The following is a 12695-nucleotide window of genomic DNA, read 5'->3' on the forward strand; positions in this document are numbered from 1 at the left end:
TGCCCATGAGCCCATCCCGCTGCTCACCCCTGCGGACGGGGTACCCCCCGTCATCGTCGACACCGCGGAACTCGCCGCGGCGGCGGAACGCCTCGCGGCCGGCGTCGGGCCGGTCGCGTTCGACGCCGAACGAGCGTCCGGTTACCGGTACAGCCAGCGGGCCTACCTCGTCCAGATCCGACGGCGGGGCACGGGCTCGCTGCTCCTCGATCCGATCGCGCTCGAGGATCTGAGCGTCATCCAGGACGCGGTGGACGGGGTCGAATGGGTGCTGCACGCCGCCAGCCAGGACCTTCCGTGCCTGTCCGAGCTCGGTCTGCGGCCGAGTCTGCTGTTCGACACGGAGCTCGCCGGCCGGTTGCTGGGCTACGAACGGGTCGGGCTGGGGATGATGGTCGAACGGGTGCTGGGCTACGGGCTGGAGAAGGGCCATTCGGCCGCGGACTGGTCAACCCGCCCGCTTCCCGAGCCGTGGCTGCGCTACGCGGCGCTCGACGTCGAGCTGCTGGTGGAGTTGCGCGACGCGCTCGAGGCGGAGCTGATCGAACAAAACAAGATCAAATTTGCCCGGCAGGAGTTCGCCGCGATCGTCGCGGCCCCGCCACGCGAGCCACGGGCCGAGCCGTGGCGCCGGACGAGCGGGATCCACCGCGCCCGGTCCCGCCGCCAGCTCGCGGCGGTCCGGGCGATGTGGACCGCCCGGGACCGGCTCGCTCGTACCCGTGACGTCGCGCCGGGTCGCGTCCTCCCGGACAGCGCGATCATGGACGCCGTGCTGAACGCCCCCACCGACGCGGCCGCGCTGGTCCGGCTGCCCATCTTCTCCGGACCACGGATCCGCCGCACCGCGAACGTCTGGCTCGACGCCCTGCGTGGCGCCGCCGCGCTGCCCGAGGAAGAGCTGCCCGCCCCGGCCGGACCGGGCGGCGACGGTCTGCCGCCGCCCAACTGCTGGGCCGAGCGCGACCCGGTGGCCGCGTCGCGGCTGGCCCGGGTACGGGCCGCGCTGGCCGCCCTCGCCGCCGCCCACACGATGCCGGTGGAAAACCTCCTCGAGCCCGCGTTGTCCCGGCGGCTCGCCTGGTCCCCGCCGAATCCCCTGACGGACACGGCCGTCGCCGGGGCGCTGCGGGCCGGCGGGGCACGCCCCTGGCAGATCGAGCTGACGGCCGCTCCCCTGCTCACCGTCCTCGCCGAGCCGCCGACCGAACCAACCGAACCGACAGCACCGGCCGAACCGACAGCCGAGCCGGCGGGCTGACGGCCGGATCTGCGGGTCGTGGACCAGGGACGGACCGGCGCATCACGACATCGGCATCCCCGGGCACCTGGCATCCATGGCTCCGAGATGTCTACCGGCTGGTAACCGCTGCCGTAGGCTAGCCGTGCCGGCGGTATCCGCGCCGGTGCCGGCTGGCTGTCCGAGCCCTGGAACCGGGTTCCGGACAACGGCCGACGTTCGACGGCGACGAACCAGCGGTCGGTGGCGGCCGCGGGTCGGGAGGTCCCGTGTTCGGATCATCCAGAAACTTCGTACGCGACGTCGTGTTCGTCGACGGGGTCCGAACCCCGTTCGGGAAGGCCAAGGGCGTCTACGCCGAGACCCGTGCCGACGATCTGATCGTGCGGGTGGTCCGGGAGCTGCTGCGGCGCAATCCCTCCCTCCCCCCTGAGCGGATCGACGAGGTGGCGATCGCGGCCACCACCCAGATCGGCGATCAGGGCCTGACCATCGGCCGGGTCGCCGCCATCCTGTCCGGGTTGCCGGAAACGGTGCCGGGCTTCGCAATCGACCGGATGTGCGCAGGCGCCGTCACGGCGGTGACCACGACGGCCTCGTCGATCGCCGTCGGCGCCTACGACGTGGCCATGGCCGGCGGGGTGGAACACATGGGCCGCCACCCGATGGGCGAAAGCGCCGACATCAACCCCCGGTTCGTCGCCGAACGGCTCGTGGACACCTCCGCGCTGGTGATGGGCTCGACCGCCGAGAACCTGCACGACCGGTACCCCAAGATCACCAGGTCGCGGGCGGACGCCTTCGCTCTGGCCTCCCAGGAGAAGGTCGCCAAGGCGTACGCGAACGGTCAGATCCAGCCCGACCTCGTCCCGGTGGCTGCCCGGCACGTCGAGACGGGCTGGGAGTTCGTCACTGCCGACGAGCCGCCGCGACCGGACACCACGCAGGCGGGGCTCGCCGGGCTGCGCACGCCGTTCCGGCCGCACGGGCGGGTGACCGCGGGCAACTCCGCCGGGCTCAACGACGGCGCCACCGGCTGCCTGCTCGCCGCCGCCGAGGTGGCGGCCGGGCTGGGCCTGTCGGCGAAGATGAGCCTGGTGGGTTTCGCGTTCGCCGGAGTCCCCCCCGAGGTGATGGGCGTCGGGCCGATCCCGTCGACGGAGAAGGCGCTGGCCCGTACCGGCCTGACCATCGACGACATCGGCCTGTTCGAGCTGAACGAGGCCTTCGCCGTGCAGGTCCTGGCCTTCCTCGACCATTTCGGCATCGCCGAGGACGATCCCCGGGTCAACCCGTACGGCGGGGCCATCGCGTTCGGTCACCCGCTGGCGTCCAGCGGGGTGCGCCTGATGACCCAGCTCGCCCGGCAGTTCGCCGAGCATCCCGAGGTGCGCTACGGCATGACGGCGATGTGCGTGGGTCTCGGCATGGGCGCCACCACGATCTGGGCGAACCCGCACCACGCCGCGGCCGACTGAGCAGGCACGACCGAGCAGGCACGACGACCGACCCGGGACGACCCGTCCGACACGACCGGGCCCGCGGCGGAACCGAGGGGAGATCCATGACCATCGACGAGGTGACCCTGTCCTTGCCGGACGAGGTCGTCACGGCCGCCCACGCCCGTTACGCGCGGCTGCCCGGGGTGGCCGGGCCCGTCGCCCTGATCACCCTCGACAACGGTCATGACCACACCCGGCCGAACACCTTCGGCCCAGCCGGCCTGCGGTCCCTGCTCGCCGCCGTCGACGAGATCGAGGCGCACGACCCGCCGGTCGCCGCGATCGCCGTCACCGGCAAGCCGTTCATCTTCAGCGTGGGTGCGGACCTGTCCTTCCGCTCGTCGCTCACCGACCCGGAGCAGATCCGCCCATCGCTCGCGGCGCTCGGCCGCCTCGGGCACGAGGCCTTCGCCCGGGTGGGTGAGGGTCGCCTGGGTGACCGGAAGGTCCCGACCTTCGCCCTCGTCAACGGGGCGGCGCTGGGCGGCGGGCTGGAGCTGGCCCTGCACTGCGACTACCGGGCGCTGTCCGCCGGCATTCCCGCACTCGCCTTCCCAGAGGTCTTCCTCGGCCTCGTCCCGGGCTGGGGCGGCGCCCAACTGCTGCCCAACCTCATCGGCGCCGAACGGGCGGTGTCCGTCATCATCGGCAACGCGCTCAGCCAGAACCGCATGCTGCGCGGCCGGCAGGCGTTCGAGCTGGGTCTCGGGGACGTGCTGCTGGAGCCGGCGGACTTCCTGGCGGAGGCGCTGCGCTGGGTGGGCCGGGTGCTGCGCGGCGAGGTCGACCCGGTGGCCGCCCGCGCGCCGGTCGAGCGGGGGGCGGCCTGGGCGGAGGCGATCGCACGGGGCCGGGCGCTCGCCGACGCGAAGCTGCACGGGGCCGCGCCGGCCGCCTACCGGGCGTTGGACCTCCTCGCGCTCGCCGAGACCGCCGACCGCGCCACCGGGTACGCGGCCGAGACCGAGGCCCTCGCCGATCTGTCCGTCAGCGACGAGCTCGCCGCCAGCCTGTACTCCTTCGACCTCGTGCAGAAGCGGGCGAAGCGGCCGGTGGGCGGGCCGGACCCGGCGCTGGCCCGGCCCGTGACGAAAGTCGGGGTGGTTGGCGCCGGCCTCATGGCAAGCCAGCTCGCCCTCGTGTTCGCGCACCGGCTCGAGGTGCCGGTGGTGCTCACCGACATCGACCAGGCCCGGCTCGACGCCGGGGTCGCGGGAGTCCACCAGGAGATCGACAACCTCCTGCTGCGCCACCGCATCACCCCCGACCAGGCGAACCGCTACAAGGCGAACGTCACCGGATCCCTGACCAAGGACGCCTTCGCGGACGTGGACCTCGTCATCGAGGCTGTCTTCGAGGACCTGGCCGTCAAGCGGACCGTGCTCGCGGAGCTCGAAGCCGTCGTAGCGCCCACGGCCGTGCTCCTGACGAACACCTCGGCGCTGTCGGTCACCGAGATGGCCGCTGGGCTCGATCATCCCGAACGGGTCGCCGGGCTGCACTTCTTCAATCCGGTGTCGGTCCTCCCCCTGGTCGAGGTGGTCCGCGCTGCCCGCAGCGACGACGCCACCATCGCGACGACGCTGGCCGTGGCGAAGAACCTGAAGAAGAACGCGGTCCTGGTCGCCGATGCCCCGGCGTTCGTCGTCAACCGGCTGCTGACCCGGTTCCTCGGGGAGGTGCTCGGCGCGACGGAGGGCGGTACGCCGCTCGAGGAGGCCGACCACGCCCTCGATCCGCTGGGGCTGCCGATGTCCCCGATGACCCTGCTCGCCCTCGTCGGGCCGCCGGTCGCCCTGCATGTCGCGGAGATGCTGCACGCGGCATTCCCGGACCGGTTCCGGCGGCCGGCGGCTCTCGCCCGGCTGGTCGAGGCGGGCCGGAGCGGCGTCTACACCACGGGCCCGGACGGCGTCCAGACCGTCGACCCGGACGCCGCCGCGCTCATCTCCACGCCGTCCCCGGCCGCCACCCCGCTGACCGGGGACGAGGTACGCGAGGCGGCGTTGCGGGCGCTCGCCGAGGAGATCCACCTGATGCTGACCGAGAAGATCGTCGCGGAGGCCGCCGACATCGACCTGTGCATGATCCTCGGCGCCGGCTGGCCGTTCCACCTCGGCGGCATCACGCCCTACCTGGACCGTACCGGCATCAGCGAGACCGTCACCGGGCAGCGATTCACCCCGCCAGGCGTCGCCACCCTGCGCTGACCCAATCCGAAATACCGGCACTCAGCACATGGGTGTCTCACCTCAGGCTGGCGAAGAGGGTCAGGCCGTGCGGACCGGTGGCTCGTCGTCGCTACCGCCACGCCGGCCATCGCCGGGGAAATCACCGAACGGGCCCGGCGGCTGAAGATCCGGGGGCAGCGACGGGTCCAAGGAGAACGGGGCGCCGGGCGCCAGCAGGCAGTAGCTTCCGGATTCCTTGCCCACCTGGTACGTCTCGTGACTCGCCGAGGCGCTGCCGCGCCGGACGTCGACCTGAACCTCCCGGACCGTCGGGGAACCCACGGACCGGTGGATCTGCACTCCCCGCACGGCGAACGAGGCGATACCGCCCTGGACATCGTCCAGAGCCCGCATGATGATGGCGAACTCGGACGCCGGGCGGCGTTCCTGGACCGATGGGCAGAGGCGGGCGTAAGCGGCCTCGTAGCGCGAGTCGCTGACCTCCGTCAGGTAGGCGCGGACGGCGTCGGCAGGGCCGTTGGCGGAGCGGAAGAACAGGAACAGGCCTGTCCCGCCCGCGCCGGCCAGGAGGGCGAGCACGAGGACGAGCGGAATCAGCCACCGGGCGGCCCGGCTACGGCGGGGCGCCGGCGGCCCGCCCGGCCACCCGGGGCCCCCCACGAGGTCGGCGGGACGGGTGGCGGCGGGGGCCACCAGGGTGGCCGTTGCGGGTCATGGTGCACCCCCCACCCTCCTCCCACTTCCTCACATTCGCTCCTGCACCACATCATCAGTACACGACAGCCGAGCACCCCGCTGCCGCAGGGCGACACCGACGAGCGCCCAGACCAGGTCGGCGATCGTGGCGAGAAGCCGCGCCACCAGCGCGACCAGGGTCGCCGGCCCACTGGCGACCGCCGGGGCCAGCGCCAGTACCAGTACCGCCTCCCGCACCCCCGCCCCGGCGGGCAGCACCAGTACCAGGAATCCGGCGGTCCAGGCCAGGGCATAGGCCCCGAGGGAGAGCAGCAACAGCCGGCCGCCGCCGACCGCCGGATGCAGATCCCGGACGAGCAGCCAGGTCGCCACCCCGTAGCAGCAGAAGCTGAGCAGCAACCAGCCGGCTCCGGCGGCGACGGCCCGCGGGGGCAGCGGTTCGGTCAACGGTGGGCGGCGCAGCAGCCGGAACGCCAGCGCCAGCAGGCGGGACAGCACCGGCGGGCAGAGCACGACGACGAAGACGGGCACGACCGCCAGCGCCCACCAGTAGTCGGCGAGCGCCTGCGCGGAGACGAACGGCAGGGTGACCGCCGCGGCGAGCCCCCCGCTCGGCACCGCGAGCGCCAATACGACCAGGCTCGCCGAAGCCGCCTTCGACCGGGAGACGCCGTGGTCGCGGGAGAGCTCCATCTGCGCGAGCACCGGCCACACGCTGCCCGGGATGTACTTGCCGATCTGCCCGACGAAGAAGATCCGCACGGCGGCCCGCAGGGGAAGCGCGGCACCCAGCCCTCCCAGCAACGCCCGCCAGGACAGCACGGTGGTACCGACGGCAAGCACGGTGACCACACCCGAGGCCACCACGCCGCCCACGGTGAGCGAGCGGACGGACTCCTCGATCTCGTTCCACTGGCTGACCAGGGCGAGAACCAGCAGCCCGAGGGCCACCAAGAGCGCACCACGCATGGCCCACCAGCGTGGGCCGCGCCCAGCCCGGCGGCGGGAGGCGGCGCCCCGGCGCGCCGACACGGTGTGCTCACCCACCTGGTCAGCCTAGAACGGCGGTCGGGCCGCCATCGTGCCGGGCCCCGACACGATGGCGGATCCCGACACGATGGCGGGTCCTCACCCGCCGAACCCCGATGACCGGGCGATACCCGGGTGCGTTCGGGGTCAGAGCGCCCGAGTCAGGACGCCGGGGTCAGGGCGCCGGGGATCAGCGATGGTCGCCGATGGCCTCGCCGGCCCGCTCGCCCGCCGGGGCCGCTTCGCCGGGCGAGGCCGGGTCGTCCTCGATCGCCGGCTGGCGCTTCGCGACGGCCTCGACGACCTTGCGGGCGAGGTCCTGCGGGGCAAGCCCGACCTCGGCCATGACCTCGTCCCGCTTGCCGTGGTCGAGGAATCGCTGGGCGATGCCGAAGTCCCGCAGGGGCACGTCGACGTCGGCGTCGCGCAGCAACTGGGCCAGCGCAGCCCCGACCCCGCCGACCCGGCCGTTGTCCTCGACGGTGACGACGAGGTCGTGGGCGCGTGCAAGATCGATCAGTGCCGGGTCCAGTGGCTTGACCCACCGCGGGTCGACGACGGTGATGCCGATGCCCTGGCTCGCGACCCGCTCCGCGATCTCCAGGCAGGTCGCGGCCATCGCGCCGATGGAGACCAGCAGCACCTCGCGGCGCTGGGCCACCTTCGGCGAACGGTAGAGCACGTCCACCCCGCCGACCGTGTCAATCGCCGGCACGTCCGCGGCGACCTTGCCCTTGGGGAAGCGCACGACGGTCGGGCCGTCGGTGTTACCCACGGCCTCGCGCAGTTCCGCCCGCAGGGTCGGCGCGTCCCGCGGGGCGGCGATCGCGAGCCCCGGGACAACCTGCAGGAACGACAGGTCCCACATGCCGTTGTGCGACGCCCCGTCCTCCCCGGTGATACCGGCCCGGTCGAGCACGAACGTCACGGGCTGGCGGTGCAGGGCGACGTCCATCAGGACCTGGTCGAACGCGCGGTTGAGGAACGTGGCGTAGAGACACACGACGGGCTTGAGCCCACCCATCGCGAGCCCGGCGGCCGAGGTGACGGCGTGCTGCTCGGCGATACCGACGTCGAACACCCGGTCCGGGTAGGCCTTGGCGAAGGCGCCGAGACCGACCGGCTGGAGCATCGCGGCGGTCAGCGTGACGACGTCGGGCCGCTCGGAACCGATCTGCACGATCTCGCCCGAGAAGATGCTCGTCCAGCTGATGGTCTTCGACGTCGACACCGGCTTACCGGTCGCCGGGTCGATGATGCCGACGCCGTGGAAGTTGTCGGCGTCGTCCTGCTCCGCCGGCGGGTAGCCGAAGCCCTTGCGGGTCACGCAGTGGACGATGACGGGCCCGCCGAAGTCCCGAGCCCGGCGCAGGGCCGACTCGACCGCGACGACGTCGTGGCCGTCGACCGGGCCGACGTACTTCAGGCCGAGGTCCTCGAACATGCCCTGCGGCTGGACGACGTCCTTGATGCCCTTCTTGATGCCGTGCAGCGCGTCGAACAGCGGGGGGCCGACCAGCGGGGTGCGGCCGAGGACCTGCTTGACGACGTCGAGGACCTGCTCGTACTCGGGCGCCAGCCGCAGCGCGGCGAGGTGGTCGGCGAGGCCGCCGATCGTCGGTGCGTAGGACCGGCCGTTGTCGTTGACGACGATGACGACGGGCCGGTCGTCGGCGGCGATGTTGTTCAGCGCCTCCCAGCACATCCCGCCGGTCAGGGCACCGTCACCGACGACGGCGACGACGGCCCGGTCCTCACCACGCAGCGCGTAGGCACGCGACAGCCCGTCGGCGTAGGACAGGGCGGTCGAGGCGTGCGAGTTCTCGATGATGTCGTGCTCGGACTCGGCCCGGCTAGGGTAGCCGGAAAGGCCACCCCGCTGGCGCAGCCCAGAGAAATCGTCCGCCCGGCCGGTCAGAATCTTGTGCACATAGGACTGATGGCCGGTGTCCCAAAGGATGCGGTCGAATGGCGAATCAAACACACGATGTATTGCCAACGTCAGCTCGACAGCCCCCAGATTCGGCCCGAGGTGACCTCCCGTACGCGCGACTGCGTGAATGAGGAAATCACGGATCTCGGCCGCCAGGGTGCCGAGCTCCTCGTGGTCAAGGCGCTTGACGTCCTGCGGACTACTGATCGTGGACAGAAGCGACACGGCGTGAACTCCCTCTCCCGAAAGGGGATCGGTCCGGGTCCGGCAAAGTCTACGCAGCCCGCCTGGTCCCTTGCAGACGGGCACCCGACATGTGAGTTCCTCGTAGACCGTCAGGCAATAGGCCTGATCGCGGTAGAATCCACCTCCCCGGTTGTCCACTATTGGTCCGGATCCGAGTACGCGGATGCACACACTCTGTCGGCGTGGCGCGCGGGCGACACGCCGGGACGACCAGGTCGTGCCAGAAGCGGCCGGAAGTGGAGTCCACGCCGTTCCGGCGACACTTCTGGTACCGGCGCAATCACACCAGGTTCGGACTCCGGTCCGCGCCTCGCGGCTCGAGCAGCGCCACACACTCGACGTGGGCGGTCATCGGGAACAGGTCGAAGGCGCGCAACGCGACGAGGTCGTAGCCCACGGCTGCCGCGGCGGCGAGGTCCCGACCCAATGCGACGGGATCGCAGGCGACGTAGGCGACCGCGCGGAGGCGATGGGCGAGCAGCGCGGCCACCACCGCCGGGCCCGCCCCGGTGCGCGGCGGGTCGAGCACCGCGAGATCGACCCGGCCGGCCGGCCCGCCCGTACCGAGCACCCCGCGGATGGTAGCCGGTGTCACCCGCAACGCCCGCAGCGAGACCCATGGCAGATCGGCGAGGTTGTTCGCCGCGGCCGCGACCGACACGGCGTCGGACTCCAGTGCGATGACGCGGCCAGCGGCGCCGACATCCTCCGCGAGGAACGCCGCGAACAGGCCCGTCCCGGCATACAGGTCGAGCGCGGTCTCCCCGGCTCGGGGACGCAGGGCCCCGCGGACCGCGTCCACCAGCACGCCGGGAGCCGCCGGATGGACCTGCCAGAACACCTCCGGCCCGAGCCGGAACCTCCGCTCCCCCACCACCTCGACGACCTCCCCGGGGACTCCGGCCTCCCCGGTCCCGGCGCGCCCGTCGTCGACGACCGTCCCGGCGCCGGCGGGATGCACCGCCACGGCCACCTGCCCGGTCGCCGGGCTGGCCGCGACCTCGACGGCGTCGGCCCCGGGGAACCGCCGGCCGGCGAGCGCCGCGAGGACGAGGGGGTGGGCAATGCGGCAGTCCGGCGTCGCCACCACCTCGTGCGAGCGGCTCGCCCGCAGCCCGACCTCACCGCCGGCCGTCACCGCGAAGCGCATCCGAGTCCGCCACGCCAGTCCGTCGTCGACGCCACCGGACCGGTCGGATCCGGTCAGCCGCTCCGGGCCGCTGACGGGCACCGCCTCGACCAGCACCTCCAGCGCCGGCTCGGCGCCGGGTCTGGCCTCGGCCGCCGTCCCGAGGCCGGACCCGGCGTGCGCGAGGCTGACCCGGGCGTCGAGGCCACCGAACCGCCGAAGGGCGTCGGCCACGACCTCGGCCTTGCCGCGCCGCTGCGCCGCGAGGCCGGCATGCTGCCAGTCGCACCCCCCGCACAACCCTGGGCCGGCGTGCGGGCAGGGCGCGACCACTCGGTCCGGCGAGGGCGTCAGGACGGCGACCACGTCCGCCCGCCAGTACCGCTCGTGGGAGGCGTCGGTAACTCGGGCACGGACCCGTTCGCCGGGCAGGGCATGGCGGACGAACACCACCCGACCGCCCGAGCGGGCGACGCAGAAGCCGCCGTGGGCCACCGGCCCAACGTCGAGGTCGAGCAGCGAGCCGACCGCGATCCCCGGGGCGCGGGCCTGCCGTGCGGTGTCCCCGGAGACGCGCGATCGCGCGGGCCGGCGCTGTCGACTCACCGCTTCCGCTCCGACGGGCCGGGAAGCGTGGCCCGGCCCTGTCGCACCGCGCCCGCCCCGGTCCGCTCGAGCCGCTGCTCGGCCAGCCTGGACGAGGCGAGCTGCCAGGGCACGCTGGTGACCATGACGCCGGGCTGGAAGAGAAGCCGGGCCTTGAGCCGCAGCGCGCTCTGATTGTGCAGGAGATGCTCCCACCAGTGACCGACGACGTACTCGGGGACGTAGACGGCGACGACGTCCCGTGGGCTCTCCCGCCTGATCCGGGCAACGTAGTCCAGCACCGGGCGGGTCACCTCCCGGTAGGGGGAGGCCAGCACCACGAGATCGACGGTGATCCCCCGCTCCGCCCACGCCTTGCGGAGCCGATCGGCCTCCGCCTGGTCGACGGCGACCGTGACCGCGACGAGGCTGTGTGGCCGCGACGCCTTGGCGTAGGCCAGGGCCCGCAGCGTCGGGGCATGGATCTTACTGACGAGGACGACGGCGTGGATCCGGGAGGGCAGGGTCGGCGGCCCGGGTTCCGGGGTGAGTTCGACCGCGACCCGGTCGTAGTGAGCCCTGATCCCCCGCATCCCGAGAAAGATGATCGGGATAGCCAGACAGACGATCCAGGCACCGTGGGTGAACTTCGTGACCAGCACGAGGATCAGCACGGTGCCGGTGAGACAGGCGCCGAAGAAGTTGATCGCCTGAGACCGGCGGATCCGCCGACGGGCGGCCGGATCGGACGCAGCCGGGTCGTCCGAGCGCAGGATGCGCGCCCAGTGCCGCACCATCCCGGTCTGGCTGAGGGTGAACGAGATGAAGACCCCGAGGATGTAGAGCTGGATCAGGGCGGTGACCTGCGCGTCGAACACGACGATCAGCAGGATCGCGAAGCCGGCGAGCAGCACGATCCCGTTGGAGTAGGCCAGTCGGTCGCCGCGGGTGTATAGCTGACGCGGCAGGTAGCCGTCGCGGGCAAGGATCGAACCCAGCACCGGGAAGCCGTTGAAGGCGGTGTTCGCCGCCAGCATCAGGATGAGAGCGGTGACGACGGCGATGTAGCCGAAGCCGGGCGATCCGTCCCCGAAGACGGCGGCGGCGACCTGGGCGATCACGGTCGGCTGCTCACCACTGGCGCCGATCAGGTCCCCGGTGTGCTCGGCGACATGCACGTCGGAGATCAGAGCCAGCGCGGTGACGCCGCCGAACATCGTGACTGCGATGAACCCCAGCATCAGCAGGGTGGTCGCGGCGTTGCGGCTCTTGGGCTTCCGGAACGCGGGCACCCCGTTGCTGATCGCCTCGACCCCGGTGAGCGCCGTGCATCCCGAGGCGAACGCCCGCAGCACCAGGAACACCAGGGCGAATCCCGCGTAGTCGTGTTCGGCGACCACCTGGTATCCGGCGCTCTCGGCCCGCGGCGGATGACCGACGGCCGCCTGGACCAGCCCGGTGACGATCATTACGAAGATGCCGAGCACGAAGCCGTAGGTCGGGATGGCGAACGCCGTGCCGGACTCGCGCACCCCACGCAGGTTCATTATCGTCAGTAGGATCACGATGACGACCGCGAGGAGCACCTTGTGCGCGGCGAGCCCGGTGACGGCCGACGTCAGGTTCGCGACACCGGCCGACACCGACACCGCGACCGTGAGGACGTAGTCAACCAGCAGGGAACTGGCCACCAGCAGGCCGGCCCGCGGGCCCAGGTTGACCGAGACGACCTCGTAGTCGCCGCCGCCGCTCGGGTAGGCGTGCACGTTCTGCCGGTAGGACGCCACCACCGTCAGCATCAGGATGGCGACGGCTCCAGCAAGCCAGGGCGAGTAGTGGTAGAAGGCCAGCCCGCCGAGTGACAGGACAAGCAGGATCTCCTCGGTCGCGTACGACACCGAGGAAAGGGCATCGCTCGCGAAGACGGGCAAGGCGATCCGTTTGGGGAGCAGTGTCTCCCCAAGCCGGTCGCTCCCGATCGGTCGACCGACGAAACCGCGCTTGAGGCGATCCGTGAGCGCCACGCGGCGATGTTACCGACGCCAGCCACGCAGTTCAGCATCAGTGTGGCATGGCACACAGATGCTCCGTATCCGGAGATCCGGCCACGTGACCTGCGCCGGTCAGGCCGGATCGGACTACC

At 72.2% G+C, this 12695-nt stretch carries 8 protein-coding genes; 3 read left to right on the plus strand and 5 right to left on the minus strand.

The genetic code is table 11. The annotated features are described in order from the left end of the window. Nucleotides 1–13: 13 nt before the first annotated feature. From ACY45C_RS11765 to ACY45C_RS11775, 3 genes are all read left to right on the plus strand, one after another. Complete coding sequence (locus ACY45C_RS11765) at nucleotides 14–1261, plus strand: HRDC domain-containing protein (RefSeq protein WP_462187664.1); 1248 nt, start codon at nucleotides 14–16, stop codon at nucleotides 1259–1261. A 248-nt stretch (nucleotides 1262–1509) separates the two neighbouring features. After that, complete coding sequence (locus ACY45C_RS11770; RefSeq protein WP_462187653.1) at nucleotides 1510–2718, plus strand: thiolase family protein; 1209 nt, start codon at nucleotides 1510–1512, stop codon at nucleotides 2716–2718. An 86-nt stretch (nucleotides 2719–2804) separates the two neighbouring features. Further along, entirely contained in the window at nucleotides 2805–4952 is a 2148-nt protein-coding gene (locus tag ACY45C_RS11775; protein ID WP_462187654.1) for a 3-hydroxyacyl-CoA dehydrogenase NAD-binding domain-containing protein, read from the plus strand. Nucleotides 4953–5012: 60 nt separating this feature from the next. Here ACY45C_RS11775 and ACY45C_RS11780 read toward each other — a convergent pair whose 3' ends face one another. The 5 genes from ACY45C_RS11780 to ACY45C_RS11800 all read right to left on the minus strand — a co-directional run bounded on the left by ACY45C_RS11780 (nucleotide 5013) and on the right by ACY45C_RS11800 (nucleotide 12576). Next, nucleotides 5013–5627 carry a hypothetical protein gene (locus ACY45C_RS11780; RefSeq protein ID WP_462187655.1) on the minus strand — a complete coding sequence of 205 codons (615 nt, stop codon included), beginning with the start codon at nucleotides 5625–5627 and terminating at the stop codon, nucleotides 5013–5015. 51 nt (nucleotides 5628–5678) lie between these two features. After that, on the minus strand, nucleotides 5679–6677 hold the full coding sequence (locus ACY45C_RS11785; RefSeq protein WP_462187656.1) for a lysylphosphatidylglycerol synthase domain-containing protein: 999 nt from the start codon (nucleotides 6675–6677) through the stop codon (nucleotides 5679–5681). A gap of 172 nt (nucleotides 6678–6849) precedes the next feature. Next, complete coding sequence (gene dxs, locus ACY45C_RS11790; protein WP_462187657.1) at nucleotides 6850–8817, minus strand: 1-deoxy-D-xylulose-5-phosphate synthase; 1968 nt, start codon at nucleotides 8815–8817, stop codon at nucleotides 6850–6852. Nucleotides 8818–9118: 301 nt separating this feature from the next. Further along, nucleotides 9119–10573: a class I SAM-dependent RNA methyltransferase gene (locus tag ACY45C_RS11795; RefSeq protein WP_462187658.1), complete on the minus strand. Its 1455-nt coding sequence runs from the start codon at nucleotides 10571–10573 to the stop codon at nucleotides 9119–9121. Then, nucleotides 10570–12576 (minus strand): APC family permease, encoded by a 2007-nt coding sequence (locus ACY45C_RS11800; protein WP_462187659.1) that lies wholly within the window; start codon nucleotides 12574–12576, stop codon nucleotides 10570–10572. Before ACY45C_RS11800 ends, ACY45C_RS11795 begins: the two co-directional genes overlap by 4 nt. Between the last annotated feature and the right edge of the window lie 119 nt (nucleotides 12577–12695).

The sequence above is a fragment of the Frankia sp. CcWB2 genome, assembly GCF_977927585.1.

Coding starts and splice junctions, on each gene's coding strand:
- ACY45C_RS11775 (WP_462187654.1), top strand. CDS start 2,805: ATGACCATCGACGAGGTGACCCTGTCCTTGCCGGACGAGGTCGTCACG.